Origin of the sequence: Photobacterium obscurum, assembly GCF_026191635.1 — a bacterium.
In the GTDB taxonomy this organism is placed as follows: Bacteria; Pseudomonadota; Gammaproteobacteria; order Enterobacterales; family Vibrionaceae; genus Photobacterium; species Photobacterium obscurum.
Genome location: NZ_JAKRRW010000005.1, coordinates 108,753 through 125,352, shown reverse-complemented (window position 1 = coordinate 125,352; position 16,600 = coordinate 108,753). Strand labels below are relative to the sequence as shown.

Genomic DNA, 16,600 nt, shown 5'->3' with positions numbered 1-16,600 from the left:
AATCCCCAATTGAGCGATCCGTTGGGGATTTATTTTTTGTCTGGCTTATCCTCAAGAGCGAAGTAAATCTTGCTAACCGTGATCTCGGTAATCAGGATCACAAAGATAACCGCAAAAAATGCTACTACTCCATTGAGAGGTCCGCTGAACACCACTTTGTCACCGAATAGGATATTGATCGCTTCAAGCATGATGATCTTCGATCCCACCAGAATAATGTAAGTTGAAAAACCGCGAAATATTTTAGGCGCTAACCCTTCTTTGCTTTTGAAGTAGTTGGCAAGATGATGCTCGGCCGCGATAGAGAGCTTTAACAGCAATTGCAGCAAGATGGCGGCAGCGAGTGAAATCGTGAATGATTGTATTGTAACGTAGCTCCAGTACTCTTCGAACAAGTTTAAAACGGTTAGGTCAACCAACACCGCGAGGGTATAGCCCACAAACAATCTTTGGGGTGTATTAAAGCCATAGCGTCGCAGTGGTTCATTTTCTTTTTTTTGCACATCATTGCTCATCAGGAGAACCTTCATGAATAACCTAACTACTAATAAATATACGGTTATACATAAATAAAGCTGTCTAATTATTGGTCATAGGGAAGTGCGTCTCTTGTCTTTAGGCATTGTTTAGTACTACTCTTCCTTCGAGCGTAGTCTGCTGTAAGGAATCCACTTTATGCAGTGCAAATGGTTGCTTTTTACAACCCTTATATCCGTGAGGTTGCTTCCAGTTTTTGCGAGGAGGATCAACGCATACTGATTAAGATTACGTTACCTTAAGCATTGATCTAATACGCATCATGAGGCAAGAGTCATGATGCACAATGAAAGTTTAGGGTGTGCCCCTCAATAATGTTGTGCCCATCTCTGCTGTAAATTTTTAAGCAGAACAACTTGTAAAGCACATGATTTGGTGGGCGAATAAGTAATATTTCACCCAAGGGATTTGGGCTGAGTTATTCTGATTAATTCTCAATTTTTGTGATGCTGTAGGTAGAACGTTAGGGTATTGAGATTGCTCTTAGTGAACCTGCTTTTTAAGGTTTTTTTTAGAGTAAAAACTTTATTTTAAGGTGGGATTGCAATGATAAATCAGTATGATGCTATCGAAAGTACATCATTTTAGCCAATAGCACTTTGGAAAGAACGTAACGGGGATAGTCGTATTACCTCTGAACTTTGCATTGTAATCAACACGAGTATGATGGTGAGCCTGTGAGTCAAAATGCTGTCGTAAATGAACAATTGTTGATTGAATCCCACTATGGTGTCGTGGTCCACCGGGGGTTCAAACCGCTCTATGCGGATGACAATTATGCGCGCTATTTTGGTTACCAGAGCGGACAGGACATTGTCGCGCTAAGCAGTTTGCTTCCTTTGATAGCACCAACCGAGCAATCCAATGCGTTACTCGCGTACGAGCAAGTGATGGCAGGTAAGCTTCAGCCTGGGGTACGTACCTACAAAAATATCGACAATCAAGGTCACGAGCTGATCGTGTTAACCGTTGATCACGTGATCGAGTGGCAGGGTGAAAAGGCCATGCAGGTGACCATTGTGGATTTGAGTCCACAAGCTGAAACTCAGCGTCAACTGCAAGCGAGTGAAGAACGTTACCGAGCTCTGGTTGATGGTTCAATTCAGGGCATTTTCGTTCATAAGAATTTCAGGCCGTTGTTTTGCAACAAAGCCTACGCACAAATGCTGGGCTTTGCTGATGAGCAGGCTTTAATGGAGCAGCATTCGATCCTGCCAATGATAGCATCTGATCATCATCTTCAGGCACATAAAGATAACTATCAGTTACTGGCTGGGAACAAAGATTTCATCAAAACTGAAGCGCAATCCATTCGTTTTGATGGCTCGCCGGTTTGGATGAGTTTGTTGTCAAGGCCGATCCAATGGGATGGCGAGACAGTGGTTCAGGTGACGGCGATGGACATTACTGAGCAGCAGTTACTACGCCAGCGGCTGGAGCATAGAGCTAACTACGATGGGTTGACCAATGTACTTAACCGTCGGGCTGCAATGGAACTGTTGGGAAAGCATTTTGCTCATGCCCAACTTCACGGCAATCCCTTTTGTTGTGTATTGATCGATTTCGATAATTTCAAGTCTATCAATGATCGCTACGGTCACCATATGGGTGATGAAGTGCTTAGAGAGTTTGCTACCCACTGTAAGACCAGTATCAGAAAAAATGACGTTATTGGTCGATGGGGGGGGGAAGAGTTTGTATTGATCTTTCCTGACACTGATCTCCAGCATGCAGCAACGATCGCTGAGCGTATTTGCGATGGTATCACTCGGCTTCGGGTGTCCGCCGGGAGCATCGATATTGGCTTTTCTGTCAGTATGGGGGTGTCATCTCTGTCGGATGAGACTTCGACGGTTGAGCAGTTGCTGTCTAATGCTGATAATGCGTTGTATCAGGCCAAGCACCAAGGAAAAAGCCGCGTTGTAATTGCGGGAGAAGATATAGATGTGTGCGCTCAATTCCTTAGGTAGGGATTTTAGCTGATAGGGCGAGCCGCTCTTGGTTTTTAATATCTACTATTGCTGATAAATCGATATTTATAAAGCGATAATGCTTCTTGTCAAAAGTATTTTTATTTATGCTGTTAGTTGCATTTAATAGTGGTTGTTATAGCTAAGTAATAATATTTTAAGTTGTTGTATTGTCTGTCCTTGTATGGATTTCTAACTCAATGTCTTTATAACGATGTCCGAATACCTCAGACTGGCACTCAGTACATTGATATTTATTCCAGTCTTTGCGTGTAACATGTTTTTCCACAAAGCTTCTATGTGTTTGAGAGAAATTTGCCATTTGATTGCATACTGGGCATACCTTATTGAATAACATCCGTGTCCCCTTATTTTCAAGGTTGTAATTAATGCAGCTTAATTATATTAAAGTAGTAGTGTTATTAACTATCCTATGTTTAGCTGGACAGCTTCATTTCGTTAAAAATTTCCTAAAGGTCGGTTTGTGACACTGAAAATATAATGCAGTATTTTCTGATTTTGTAATCCTACTCATATTTGTACATAGTGTGATGACTTATTTCTGTGATTGTGCTCACGCTTTTTGGTGTGCAACTGACTGCCTTTCAAACTTTAGAGTTTTTGTTTTAACTGCTTGGGTTATTTACTATTTGATGCTGTCGGAGTGATGGTTTTTATTTGTTTTTTATAAATCTGTTGTGGGAAATAGGTCGGCGAAAATATTGTTTAAGTGATAGGGGGTAAAAAGATAACTTAAAATTGATTGCAGGATAAAATGACACCGGCAATTAGCCGGTGTCTGTAATTAATATCGGTGTTGAAATAACAATGCTAATTAATTTGCTGGTGCGATACTTCAGCCACACGTTGAGCGTTTGCGTTAACAGGTATTACGATATAACTGACTAACTCTCCGTGAATGTATTTCTGCTGAGCATTTTGTGAATTTCCATCCACATTAATGGTAGGGTAGTTACCATAAAATCTTGCTTCCCAGGCCAGTGTCTTTTCTGACGAGTTCGTCAGTGCTGTTTTTGTCGTCCCATCATGTCTGATCGCCAGTTCATGCTCGCCCATCGGAAGGTAGCTCAATTCTAGCCACTCAACATCGTCAGGCAGGTGTGAAGCGGTTACCAGTGAGTTATTGGCCGCGTTAGGTTCAACCCCCATCAGCCCCTCGACAGTATTGGAAATAAAGGTAAAGGATATTTCCGGGTAGTCACCATTGGTGCCCTGTGTTGGGCGCTCGTGGGCAAGATCCTTACTGTTGATGATATAGTTCATCCATTTCCAGGCTTCTTCATTTAGGTTATAGGGGAAGAAGGTTTCTGGCAGGTAGGTATAGGCTTCGATATTATGTGGGGCATCAGGTGTGGATCCTATGCCGCTGCCGAGTTTGGCTGAAATAAAATCTAGATATCTATCATTGCGGACGCCCGGTTCCGTGATCAGCTTCATTGGCATAAACCAGCTGTTTTCTTTGCCGAAATCATTTAGGCGCAGGCCGTCTTTTTGAATAATATTGACGTAGTTGTCCAGTGGTTTATTGGGATCTTTAATGCTCCAGTCTTCGTTGAAAAACTGTTTCAGAACGGCCGCTTTTTGCTCCCACTCAGCCGCGGCTGCGGTTTCCCCCCTTGCATCGAGCATGGCTGCATAAGCAACGGTTGCTTGGTACTGGGAGCCGATGCCATCACCGGCCTCAATTGGAAATTCGCCGCGTTCATTATAGGTCGCCGAACCTTCAAAGATCCCGCCATAACCTTCGGCTATACCGTTAGGCTCTTGGTTGTCGTGGAGTTCAATGTATTCCGTGAGGACCTTGGTGTAGAAATTCCACAGCTCTTTATCTTCGATGTAGCGGCTATCCCCGGTCCAGAGGTATTGTTCGTAGGCCTTTTCGACAAATTCGAACTGGGCGGGGACTTCGCGAACAAAGTAGTCGTCGTCTTTGTAATCGATAGTGTGCGGTGTTCCGTCAAAGTTGACGGCCCATAGGGTGTACCATTTTCTTGGTTCGGTGGAATGGCGGGCAAATGTCTTGAACATCGAGAAATTTTCGAGCTCCAGGCCAGCCAGCTGGGCGCCAGCGGCTTGGTGCAGGAAGTCTCGGGAATAAAAGGCGGTGCGGTCAAAATATCCAGCCCAATAAGAAGGAATGTAATCGGCTCGTCCGCTACCGTCATTATTGTATTCGTCCCGGTTTACCAGGCCATTTTTGCCGGTCATGACGAATTGCTTGGTTTTGTCGATAGCCCAGTTAAACGAGTCTTCCAGGCTTTTATTGGATGAGGTGATTGCCACTTCTTTGTCTTTGACTGTAGCGGTTGCTGTCCAGTTCTCTACGTTTCCTTTTTTGTCGATGACAAGGATGCTGACTGGGTTAGTGAAATCAATGACATCACCATTATGGACTGAGGAGGTACTGTCTGGAGAAATGGCAATATTGCTGACCGTTACGTTGGAAATGTCAGTGCCGTAAGGTACAAAGAAGTGGACGGTACGGTTTTCCCTGTTGATACCTGTTGCGCCGGACTGATCGGCTGCGGTGAAGCCAATGATCTGGTTAAACTTAGGCAAGTTGTTTTTTTTCGATTTGATAAGCATGACATCATCGATACTGACAGCACCTTTGTCAGAGCCGGCAAAGAAGACTTTTAGCTGCTCCCCCTGCTCCAGCGGGATATGTTTGATCTGACGATTTTTATAGTTTTTATGCTTGGGGATTTTACGAGACAGCAGCTCTTCGCCTAATAGGTTTTTGATACCGAGTCTGGCACCGTGGGTAGGGCTGTTGATATAGGCCGACAGATCATAGTACGCCGTTTCCGGTATGCTAATGGTTTGGCTGATCTCGTGATCGGATCCTATGGCGATACGTCCCCGGTAGGTTCCCTGATAGGCACCATCACTTCTGATGTTGGCAAAGTGATAGCTCCACCCCAGTCCTTTATCCTCGAAGCCAGGGTTATTGATAAGGTTGTGGTTGGATTGTTCGCTGGCATTGCTTACTCCTATTGCGAGGATACCAGACAGTACTGCTGCCAAATAATGTAACTTCATGCTTTGCCTCAATGATTGGAATGAATTGTTGTCATTTGTTTGGGGCGGTAGATACATCAGAAACCATTTTGAAACGCCCTCAGTTTGTTTCTTGTTTCTGACGAGTGCTTTTGAGCAAATATCATTGCATGGCTTTGTCGGTGCCATCTTCACGGATAGCCCGTTGGTTATCCTGTTTTATAAGATTTTTTTCACAGTCAGATTGGTAAAACGGGAAATTGGAAGCAATGCCCAAATGGCTTGATAAGTGATGTTGAGAGGGAGGGCGAGCTATGGTAAGCAAGGGGGCGTGCGGACAAGCGAGGTTCCTATTCCGTAAGTTCCGTAAGTCACTTATCCGCACGAATGATTAATGGGTCTTACTGCGCCAAAGGCAGGCTAGCACCGAGCAAGGCAAATATCCCCCCGCAGCCTTGGTTGAAACGCTTGCCGCTGCGTTCCAGCCATGGCCGGATTTTGTCGGCTATCCGGGCAAGCAGATACTCGACGCTGAATTCAACCACGGCAAAGGTCGCAGCCATCACAATGAACTGGGGAAGCAGTGCCTGCTCGGGGTTGATGAACTGAGGCAGGAATGCACCAAAGAACAGTAGTACCTTCGGGTTTGAGATGGCTGCCAGGCCGCCTTGTCGGAATAGGGCGGTATGACTTTTAGTGGCGGCCTCTTCTATGGGGGCGAGGCTGACCGCTGGCGAGCGCCATAGCTGGATCCCCAGCCAGATAAGGTATGCACCACCGAGCCATTTAAAAACCGTCAGTACCTGTGAAGAAGCCAACAGAACGGCGCCAATTCCAAACATTGAAAGTGCAATTAACACGATAAAACCGAGTACGCCACCGCAGATCGTCGCGAGCGTTTTTCTATGTCCGTACATTGCACCATGGGTGAGTGCTAACAAGCCGTTGGGGCCCGGGGCAAAAGCCAGGCCGATAACGGCAACCAGATAAATAAGCCAGCTTTCCAGAGCCATATATGTACCTATTACGATCAAAAATGAGCCGAAGCGATGGAGAAATTATAGGGAGGTATAGGTATTCTTAAAGGTAATTACTGGCTGTTTTGAGGTAATATTTGGACATAGTTTAAAACGGAATAGTGCTATGTCAGATCTCGTGGTCAATGATCAACTGTCACAACAGGCAGCGTCACCGGATGTGCGCTTTTTATTACTGCCGCTGCCCGAATTCAATATGCTGCCGTTTGGTGGCTTTCTCGATAAACTCCGTTTTTCGGCAGATGAGGAAGATCACAGTCAGCAGCGATACTGTACATGGCAGGTTGTTGGGCTGGATAAGGGGAACGTTGTGTCCAGTAGCGGAATACCTGTTGCGGTGCAGAAGACCGTTGCTGAGGTCGATCTGGCCCGTTATGACTACTTGGTGGTGTTTGGCGGGCGTAGTGCACGAAACAGTCAGCAAATGGCAGCTCTGTATCGTGGTGTATTGCGCAAGGCGGCAGCCAAAGGGGTAACGCTAGTGAGCATTGATAATGCCTGTTTTCTGCTTGCGGCTGTTGGATTGCTGCAAGATCATAGTGTGGCGGTGCATTGGCGTCATGTTCAGGAGTTCAGGATCGCTTTTCCGCGCATCGATATTCGTACCGAGCAGCTTTACTGTATTGATGGCAAACGGATCAGCTGTGCTGGAGGCAGTGCAGCGGTTGATTTGGCTGTTGAGCTGGTCGCACGCCATTGTGGCCGTACCAAGGCGTTGAAAGGGCTGGCGGATATGCTGGTGGATGAAGCCCGGGGGCAGCTCCACCAACTGAAATCTTTGGATGAGGATGTTCGTGCGAACATGGCAGCTGGGCGGCATGTTGGGCGAGCAATTAGTTTGATGCGTCAGTTGTTATCAGAGCCAAAGACAGTGGATGAGCTAGCCAGTATGCTGGCTATCAGCCGACGCCAGCTAGATCGACTGTTCAAGGATAACCTGGGCCATACAGCACGTGAGTACTGGGCCGAGATGCGCCTGAAGCATGTTCACTGGCGAGTGGTGAACTCCAATCACAGCCTGCAGTATTTAGCCGATGAGGTCGGGATTCCGGATGTCAGCTACCTGTGTAAGCTTTTTCGCAAGCGCTTTGGAGTTAGTCCGAATACTTTACGTAAATCAAGTTATTAGCTGTGAAGTCAGTTAACAATAATCCAATCAAAAACTGGTATGGTTGGTCTCCCTACCGAAGGTAAGTGCCTGTTTTCGATTACCGTATCGTTTGAATACCGAGCAGCGTAAGGCACTTCCTATTCCTTTGAACTCAAGGATATGAGGTATTTGATGACTGCTGTGTACTGGATGATTGGCACTTTGCTGTCTTTTTCACTAATGGCGATTGGTGTGAGGGAGCTGGGAGACCGTATTTCGCCGTTCGAAATGCTCTTTTTTCGTAGCCTGATTGGTTTGGCTGTGGTCTCGTCTGTCGTGCTTTATAACCGTCAGCAGTCATTGCTGAAAACAGGTCGAGTTCCTTTGCAAATTGGCCGTAACCTGATTAACTTTTTGGGCCAGTACTGCTGGTTTGTTGGTATTACTTTGTTACCGTTGGCTGAAGTATTCGCACTCGAATTTACCGTCCCTTTGTGGACGCTGATGATTGCCTGTGTATTTCTCGGCGAGCAACTAACCAAGGTAAAGGTCGCCTCGCTCGGGATGGGATTGCTTGGGGTTATGATCATTATTCAACCGACAGCTGCGGTATTTAATCCGGCGTCTTTAATTGTTCTGCTGGCGGCCGTCAGTTTTGCCGCTTCGTATGTTGCGACCAAGTCATTGTCGCTTACCGAATTCCCCCTTACGATCTTGTTCTACATGTCTCTGATCCAGCTACCTGTTAGCCTGGTTTTCACGCTTTCAGACTGGCAAATGCCGCAAGGGGCTGAGTGGTTATACTTGTTGATCGTCGGGTTTACTGGCTTGTCAGCTCACTTCTGTATTGCCAAGGCGATGCAGCATGCCGATGCCAGTGTTGTTGTGACACTTGATTTTCTTCGTCTTCCGCTGATTGCCGTGGTCGGTATGTTGTTCTATGGCGAAGCGATTGAGGTGGCTGTATTGTTAGGTGGTTTGATCATGGTGGCGGGCAATATCATTAATGTCAGGGCAAGCAAAAAAAGGATAAAGGCGAGCACCAAAGCTGTAACTAGTCACTAGGGACACATCTTAGGGAGTATTAATAACGTCCTTGTTACTAATATTTGTCCATTCCAATGAAAGAACGGCGTCCTAGGGATACACTCTAGTTAAGTTTTTTGATGATTCTGGCAGGTGAGCCGCCAACCATCGTATCAGGCGGGACATCCTTGGTGACGGTGGAGTTCGCTGCAACGACAGAGCGGGCACCGACAGTGACACCCTGGCATATTACTACTTGGCCACCAATCCATACATCGTCCTCGACAATGATTGGTTTGCAGGTGGTCTCCCAACGTCGGCGGCTATGGTAGTCCAGCGAGTGGGTCGGGGTATAGAACTGGGCATTCGGCCCGATGAGTACATTATTTCCAATTCTGATTTCGGTATTGTCGAGCATGGTGATCCCCATATTGAGGAAGGTACTGCTACCGATATGGATAGTTTTACCGAACTCGCATAGGAACGGCGGCGTTACGATGCTACTTTCGCCGATGGATCCAAGTAGTTGTCGCATAAGTTCAGGAAGGGCATCTCCGGGATTGTTGTTGATCTGTTGCTTAAGGGCGGAGGCGTGATTTCTAATTGCGGTGATTTCAGGATCCAAGCCGTCAAAATCCTCACCATTTATCATTTTTTCGAACTCTGTCATCGTGGTCCCTTTGCGGTAATCCGTATTTTGATATCGCTAAGTGTAATCTGAAGTACGGGATAGATATTGATGCGACGCAAGGGAATACGATTTGAACTTTGGTCAAAATGGTACTGCCCATCAGGTAGAGTGCCGAAGGTATTGGTGAGCTCAGTTTTTAACATGATCTAACCACACGAAACCATTTGTAAGGCCAGGTAAACTGGCCTTACTATTCATTTTTTTGGCTAAAATATTATCGCATTGCCACGGGTATATATTTTAGACATAGGTCGACTGTAACTCTAAAAGGGTCTTTTCTAATGCTTCTAATAGCATGGAAGTCTTTAAGGCATTTCCAGCAGAAACGGATCTTTTTAGTTTATGGTTAATGCTTCTTATATCTTCCTTACAGAGCTCTCGCCTAACGGTAGGGGGAGAATGAATTAATGATGGGTTATATATTATATCTAGCAAATCCATGGTGTTTTCTGAAAAATCACCATGTGTTATGACGTTGTTTAACTGCATTATTTTGATTATTTGTTTTTACAATGAATTACTTGTTGTAATGGTTGGCTTGTTTTTAATTCGATTCATTCATCGCTTATGCGGATCTGAATCAATAAGTAGTGAAAATTATAGTTTTACAATCGCACCGCAATTTCGGCATTGATAGACAGCCTTAAAAAAAATTCGTTGTAGAAAGTTTCTTTTGACTGAACAAATGAGTGGTTGATTACAACATTGCATAAATATCCCTATTGATTTGTTATTCATATGATTTTTGCTGCTATTATCCATTAGTGTGTATGTCAGTATGTGATATTCGTTCCAAAATTGCATATCAATACAGGTGCCTATAGGGGGTAGTGTGAAGTTGGTGATGTCGTGTATGAATTATTATGCTTTGGTGTATTACTTTCTGTGCTGAGGTTTTCTGGTATATCCCATTGATAATTCAGTATTATCAATTTATCGATAAGCTTTTACGTTCTTCGATATTGGTAACCATTTGGGAATAAAGGTGTTGCATAGAGTGGCTAAGACAATTAAGCCAATGCCTACTATTGTGTTCCATTCTAATTGGTGGTCAAAAAAGCAAATCTGCCAGGCCACTGCAAATATTAGGTTGGTAAAAATAAGGGGGGCGAGTTGTGAGCCCGAGTCGGCAAGCCGATATGCTTTGGCGCGGCACATTTGGGTACTGACAATACTGACGGTTAAGAAAACAACCAGAGGCAAGATAAAGGCTGGCTGACTGGATGATTCGGTATAGCTGATAACGTAGCCTTGATTGGTGATATTGCTTAATGCCAGTGGTGAGATAATCAGGGCCGCAATCAGGAAACACCAACCATTCAAAGCAGCTGCTGGTAGATTGCTTTTGCTGCCCTTAAATAATGTCACTTGAGAGCAAGCGTTGAACAACCCAGCAGCCAGACCAATTAATAGTTCAGGACGAATTACCATGCCGCCTGAGTTACCCGCCTGGATCAGCACGCCAGCAAATGTCAGCGCGAGGTTGAATAGTGTAAGGGGCTGAATACAGGTTTTTAGTAACAGTTTTTCTAACAAAGGGATAAATAGGGGACCAGTGCTGAATAGCACCACGCTTTCGACCAAGGAAAGGCGATCTAAAGCAATCAAGAAGCACATCTGGCTGCCGACCACACAAATCGAGCGGACGAAAATGGTAGGCCAGTCTTTCCTATCGGGTACGGTCCACCGTGTGACTTTCAGTATTGCCAACATAAGTAAGGCAGGGAGGAGAAAGCGTAGCAACCCCAGCACTTCAGTACTGAAACTATCGCTAAGTAATTTAGCTATCAGGCCGTTCAGTGACAGGCAGAGTGTAGATACAAGCATGAAGAGAACGGGGCGCAAATCAGTGGTCATCGAGGTCCTCCAGTAGAATAAGACATTACCCATGATGGAGTGCTATTGGTGTCGCTCCAACGTTGCTGGCTTGGGTATATATAAATTCTAGTAAGCTTGCAGTTGGTAAAAAAGCGAATAATATTAACTAAAACTGTTAGATAAACTTACAGATGAGAAAGCTGATCCCACTCAAGTCAATATATGCTTTTGTCGCCGTGGCCGAGACCGGTAGCATGACTGAAGCAGCCGATGTATTAAGTGTCAGTCATTCGGCTGTCAGTCAGGCGATTAAGGCACTGGAGGGGCAGCTGAACCTGCCGTTGTTTCGACGTGTCGGCCGCCGAGTCGAGCTTAACCATGAAGGGCGAAAGTATTATCGCAAAGTCGCTCCGGCACTGACCCAGATCGTTGAAGCCAGCGAATCGCTGGTACGGGAGGGGCAGGGTAACCGCCTGACGTTAAACATGGTTAACTCTCTGGCGCTGCATTGGTGGATCCCTCGGGTATCAGATTTTCAGCAGCAGGCTCCCCATATCGATATCCGTATTTCCAACTTAATCCAGACATTTGACCTCGATCGCGAAGGGGTTGATGTTGCGCTGCTTCACGGTAAGCCGGACGAATGGCAGGATTATTATTGCGAAAAACTCGGTGATGATGAACTGATCATGGTATGCAGTCCCTCCCTATTGGAAAGCGATGGGGACACCATGCCTGAGCAATTGCTGGCGAAGTATCCGGCAATTTTTGCAACGAACCCGCGGCGTAAAAATGACTGGCATGTTTGGTGCCAGGCCAACCAAATGACGGTGCCCAGTCAGCAGAAAAATTTAACTTTCACGGCCTCCATTCAGGCAGTACAGGCTACGATCCGCCGATTGGGAGTATTGATCACCCATAAGCAGTTTGTTAAGGATGACATTAAGCATGGCATGTTGGTACAAGTTGGTAAGGCTGTGCTCAATCCCTACCAAGAATTCTATTTTGTCTGTACTGCGGACAAATTAAAACTAGAAAGTGTGCTGACGTTGCGTAACTGGCTCAAAGGCGAATTTGTGAAGTCGTAAGTCTGATGTTGAGTGTGAGTGTTGGTGCGTATTTATAATGGGGTGGTTGGGGGCAATGTATTGTTTGGGTGATTGGGTGTTTTTTTCCGTTTCAGCCTTGCTCTCACCGAGTGTGATCCGGTGAATATTTTTTGAGGCTGAATATGTATTTCTCTGCCTATGAGCATGGCATGATCTTCATAATATCGGCAGTTTGATATTGGAAATACGGAAGCAACATGACAGAAAAAGAAAAGATGCTATCAGGCAAGCTGTATCAGGCGTGGGATGCCGAGCTGCTTGAAGAACGCCAGAAAGCCAAAGAGCTGTGTTTTAGAATTAATCATTTAAGTCCTAGTCAATCACAAGAGCGCAAGGCACTCATTAGCGAGCTGTTGGGGCAGGAGAGCGATGCCTGTTTAGAATCACCATTCAATTGTGACTACGGCTATAACATTAAGGCGGGTAAAGGCTTCTATGCAAACCATGGTTGTACGATTCTAGATTGTGCACCTGTCAATATTGGTGACAATTGCCTGCTTGCGCCTGGGGTGGTCATTGCGACGGCCGGGCATCCTCTGGATCCCGTTGAACGCGCATCTGGTGAGGAGTTTGCCAAGGCGATCACCATTGGTAACGATGTGTGGTTTGGTGCCAATGTCACGGTATGTCCGGGGGTTACTATCGGAGATAACGTGGTGGTCGGTGCCGGTAGTGTGGTCGCCAAGGATCTGCCGTCCAATACTGTGTGTGTCGGCTCTCCAGCGAAACCGATAAGAGAGATTGGCACCAAAGCATAAAAGTTTTCGAGACGCTTTGTATAGGAAGGTGAGTGATCGTAATTGTTAGGATCACTCACGACAATACCCGTGTTACTCGTAAGTCCCCCTGATCGGGTAGTCATTTTCCGGTTTGCGGATAAATGCCAGCCCCGAAAGCAATACCCCCAATTCAGGCCGGGCGAAAGGGCCGTTGGAAATATCAAGCACCTGCACCCGTCCCTTTTCTTTGCACTACCTCTATTCCAATATCGAATGAGTGGTATTCGTTTTTCGTGGCTTATATTCCTTTGCCACTAGTCCTATATTTTACTTTATGTATTGAGCGGTGATTTTGTTCGGATTTGATTTCGGAGGGAGCAACCGTATTCATTTAATTCAATAGGAATACCAGCATGATTAAACGATTGATGATAGTTTTGGCCGGCATTGTCGCGATGCCGCTATGGGCTGCGATACCAGGTTTGCAAGGCCCCGATCATATCGGCTTCACGGTTCCCAACCTCAGTAAAGCAGTCACGTTTTTTGAAGAGGTAATTGGCTGTGAAACAGCCTATCGAGTAGGTCCGTTCAAGTCTGACTCTGACTGGATGGAAAAGCACCTTAATGTTGACCCTCGAGCCGAAATCCCTCAACTGGCAATGCTTTCCTGTGGCCGAGGCTCTAATTTGGAAATTTTTGAATATAGCGGGCCAATTGAGCAACAGAAAACGGGGCCTAAAAACTCGGATGTCGGTGGGCATCACATCGGATTCTATGTCGACGATATCAATGCTGCCGTGAGCTATCTTAAATCACAGAACTTGAAAGTACTTGGCGAGCCCACCGTTATGACATCGGGTCCGAATGCAGGGATAAGCTGGGTCTATTTTCTTTCTCCATGGGGAATGCAACTCGAGTTAGTTTCATACCCAGACGGTGTTGGCTACGAGAAACAAACCGACGTGCGCTTGTTTGATCCGAGAAAGTGATATTGGTGATTTATTCATCAAAGGAATAACAGCCCGTCAGTACGGGCTGTTATTCGCCATATTATTTTGAGAATCTTGAAACGGTCATGGATTCATTTCATATTGGTCTTTAGTGACATACACATAGTTATCTAACACGCGCTGATAGCGCTCATCGTCCACCGTCGGGCGTTTGATCATTCGATCACAGATTTTTTGCTGAACCAGTGTTGCGCTAGATTTTGCGCCAAGCTGCAGGGCGAACTTTGAGAAGTCCCGGATAATAAAGTCAAAGATCTGTTCAACCATATCATCATCGAGATCCATCATCTGGGCTTTTTCCAAAATTAGCTGTCCGTACACCACCAACGTGAATAGCTCGCCTAAATTCAACAGAAAATCAAAGTCTTTCGTCTGCTCTTTGCTGGGCTTACCCAATAGCAAAAGGATCTTCAGTAGACGGATCTGTTTTTTGAATAGGTTAACGTTGGGGAGAGCGACTTTTCCATAGACCTCGCGATAGTCATGGAACTGAGTTTTGCCAAGCCCTTTGGTTGCGCCTTGATTAAACAAAAAGTCATCATTGGTTGCCTGATCCATCTGCGAGACTTCCGGGAACTTGCCTGGTTTAAAGAAGTAGTTACCCATAAACTTCAGTATCAGCGCCATATTGACGTGCACTGTACCTTCCAGCTTCGGCAAGGCGCGAATATCCCTGACTGCCATCTCGAAGTACATGTTTTTTTCAAACCCTTTGGCTGCTATTACATCCCATAGCAGGTTCATAACCTCTTCGCCCTGGGTGGTTACTTTCATCTTTACCATGGGGGTGAATAACAGGTAGCGCCGGTCGTCAGGTCCTGCTACACGCATATAGTCGGTTGCACGCTGGGCAAACAGCTTCATTGCGGTAAGACGGGCATAGGCCTCGGTAAACAATAACTTGATATGAACAAAATCTGTTACATAGTGGTCAAACAGGCGGCGTTGGGAGGCATGATTAATGGCTTCATAGAAGGAGTGGGTGCAGATGCCGATGGATGCCCAGCCAAGGTTGAACTTACCAATATTAACGGTATTGAGTGCCATATCCCAGGCATCCTGTCCTTTGGCCAGAATGTCTTCTTCGCGGATAGGGTAGTCATTGAGGCGGTACTCAGACACATAGTTTTGCGAATTGACAACATTTTGGACTAACTCGTAGTTTTCATGTTGAGAGTCCACCACGAAGAACACGTATTCGTCGGTATCTGTTAACTTACCGAAAGTGGAAACCAGCGCGGCTTTATTGCCATTACCAATGTAGTATTTGCTGCCGTTAGCCCGGTAAGTGCCATCTTCTTGCGGTGTCAGATGCATGTCACTGGCGTAGATATCAGCACCATGTTCTTTCTCTGACAGGCCAAATGCGAAGATCCCTCCCTCTTTCAGCAGTTTAACTGTTCTTTGTTTGACTGTCTCATTGTCACTGATCCAGATTGGTCCCAGGCCCAAAATGCTAACCTGCCAGGTATACCAGTGAGCAAGTCCGTAAAAGCCAAGTATTTCGTTGAGGGCGCAGTTGCGAAATGTATCCCATCGGGCCTCTTTATCGCCGTAAGCATCAGGAGTCAGGAAGGTTGAGAAGAGCTGTTCTTTTTTCACAAATTCCAAAAAATCGGCGTACCAAAGCCTTTCATGATCATCTTCTTTAAGCTTGGCTTTTCCCCGTAGCTCAAAGAAGGCAACAGTGTTTTTGATTAACCTTCTTGAGGTTTCGTCCAACTGCTCGTAATTGTCGGCTGTTGGATTAAGTAATACCCCCTTCGTCAAAGCCGTGGAGTGACGAAGAACCGGTTGCTTTTTGAATAAGAAATTTTTTGGCAGGTTTAACATTTTCATTGGAACTCTCCCAATAGCCGTTAAGAAATCGCGCCCTAAAAACGTTAACGTTACAACATGTTAATCAAGGTTAACATTAGGCTAAAAAATGACCTTTTACATGAGTAATTGCTCTAATGAGTGAGCGATCACATTTAACTCCAAAAATGACTGTCAGTGGGTGTGGTCGTTTGGGGATATTTGGCTATATAAATGCGCCTTACTTCTGCTTGAGCTTGCCTTTCACACAGGCTGCAGTAGTTGATTCGGGCATGTTTTCACAGTTATTAGCGAATAAATGTTACAAGCAAATAAGTAACTAATAGCATAAGTCGGTGCCACATTGTCATAATTTAGCTCCGAAGGAACGCTATGCCTATTATTGTTCGATAAATCATCTGGAGGTGAAGAATATTCAAAATATCCCATGATAAAGGGAGTTTATTAAATATTATTCAGTTGTGATTGCTATTTTTTATGTAATTAAGCTTTTTTATTGCTTTCATTTGTTGAGTGTCTATTTTTGCAAAGCTTTTATCGGCAGCCGACGAAAATGCTGTCTTATTTGAATATGAACACACAGTAAATCATTCTGTGTTTTGGCGTTAAATGTTATACGTGTAACGAAATTGTTGTGGTGGAGGTGTGTTTGATTTTCGACATTTGGATGTGTGACCCATCAACCACTCAGTTAATTCGTTATTAATAATTAAATAAATTAACGCGAACAATTTTGCAATTTGCTTGCCCTTAC

12 protein-coding genes and 1 pseudogene are annotated in these 16,600 nt (G+C 45.2%); 6 read left to right on the top strand and 7 right to left on the bottom strand.

Annotation, left to right across the window (positions count from 1 at the left end; all coding sequences use genetic code 11):
* Nucleotides 1-29: 29 nt before the first annotated feature.
* Nucleotides 30-515, bottom strand: coding sequence for a hypothetical protein (locus tag MD588_RS08585; protein ID WP_265696687.1), 486 nt, complete (start codon nt 513-515; stop codon nt 30-32).
* A 699-nt stretch (nt 516-1,214) separates the two neighbouring features.
* Here MD588_RS08585 and MD588_RS08580 point away from each other — a divergent pair.
* Nucleotides 1,215-2,507, top strand: coding sequence for a sensor domain-containing diguanylate cyclase (locus MD588_RS08580; protein WP_265696686.1), 1,293 nt, complete (start codon nt 1,215-1,217; stop codon nt 2,505-2,507).
* An 831-nt stretch (nt 2,508-3,338) separates the two neighbouring features.
* Here MD588_RS08580 and MD588_RS08575 read toward each other — a convergent pair.
* Nucleotides 3,339-5,570, bottom strand: coding sequence for a glucosidase family protein (locus tag MD588_RS08575; RefSeq protein WP_265696684.1), 2,232 nt, complete (start codon nt 5,568-5,570; stop codon nt 3,339-3,341).
* Between the two features lie 359 nt (nt 5,571-5,929).
* Nucleotides 5,930-6,541 carry a LysE family translocator gene (locus tag MD588_RS08570; protein WP_265696683.1) on the bottom strand — a complete coding sequence of 204 codons (612 nt, stop codon included), beginning with the start codon at nt 6,539-6,541 and terminating at the stop codon, nt 5,930-5,932.
* A 130-nt stretch (nt 6,542-6,671) separates the two neighbouring features.
* Between MD588_RS08570 and MD588_RS08565 the strand changes: the two genes are divergently transcribed.
* Together MD588_RS08565 and MD588_RS08560 are read left to right on the top strand one after the other, a co-directional pair.
* Complete coding sequence (locus MD588_RS08565) at nt 6,672-7,694, top strand: GlxA family transcriptional regulator (RefSeq protein WP_265696682.1); 1,023 nt, start codon at nt 6,672-6,674, stop codon at nt 7,692-7,694.
* A gap of 153 nt (nt 7,695-7,847) precedes the next feature.
* Nucleotides 7,848-8,720: a DMT family transporter gene (locus MD588_RS08560; RefSeq protein WP_265696680.1), complete on the top strand. Its 873-nt coding sequence runs from the start codon at nt 7,848-7,850 to the stop codon at nt 8,718-8,720.
* Nucleotides 8,721-8,805: 85 nt separating this feature from the next.
* Here the strand turns inward: MD588_RS08560 and MD588_RS08555 are convergent, their stop codons facing one another.
* The gene (locus tag MD588_RS08555; RefSeq protein ID WP_265696679.1) at nt 8,806-9,351 is read right to left on the bottom strand and encodes a sugar O-acetyltransferase; all 546 of its coding nucleotides are present in this window, start codon (nt 9,349-9,351) and stop codon (nt 8,806-8,808) included.
* Between the two features lie 954 nt (nt 9,352-10,305).
* Nucleotides 10,306-11,229, bottom strand: coding sequence for a DMT family transporter (locus MD588_RS08550; RefSeq protein ID WP_265696677.1), 924 nt, complete (start codon nt 11,227-11,229; stop codon nt 10,306-10,308).
* Between the two features lie 152 nt (nt 11,230-11,381).
* Between MD588_RS08550 and MD588_RS08545 the strand changes: the two genes are divergently transcribed.
* Both MD588_RS08545 and MD588_RS08540 read left to right on the top strand, forming a co-directional pair.
* The gene (locus MD588_RS08545; RefSeq protein WP_265696675.1) at nt 11,382-12,278 is read left to right on the top strand and encodes a LysR substrate-binding domain-containing protein; all 897 of its coding nucleotides are present in this window, start codon (nt 11,382-11,384) and stop codon (nt 12,276-12,278) included.
* 218 nt (nt 12,279-12,496) lie between these two features.
* Nucleotides 12,497-13,057 carry a sugar O-acetyltransferase gene (locus tag MD588_RS08540; protein WP_265696673.1) on the top strand — a complete coding sequence of 187 codons (561 nt, stop codon included), beginning with the start codon at nt 12,497-12,499 and terminating at the stop codon, nt 13,055-13,057.
* Nucleotides 13,058-13,129: 72 nt separating this feature from the next.
* Here MD588_RS08540 and MD588_RS08535 read toward each other — a convergent pair.
* Nucleotides 13,130-13,261 (bottom strand): annotated as a pseudogene (locus MD588_RS08535) (thioredoxin peroxidase); the annotation flags it as partial.
* A 170-nt stretch (nt 13,262-13,431) separates the two neighbouring features.
* Between MD588_RS08535 and MD588_RS08530 the strand changes: the two are divergent.
* Nucleotides 13,432-14,007: a VOC family protein gene (locus MD588_RS08530; protein ID WP_265696672.1), complete on the top strand. Its 576-nt coding sequence runs from the start codon at nt 13,432-13,434 to the stop codon at nt 14,005-14,007.
* Between the two features lie 84 nt (nt 14,008-14,091).
* Here MD588_RS08530 and MD588_RS08525 read toward each other — a convergent pair whose 3' ends face one another.
* On the bottom strand, nt 14,092-15,867 hold the full coding sequence (locus MD588_RS08525) for an acyl-CoA dehydrogenase (protein ID WP_265696671.1): 1,776 nt from the start codon (nt 15,865-15,867) through the stop codon (nt 14,092-14,094).
* Nucleotides 15,868-16,600: the final 733 nt, after the last annotated feature.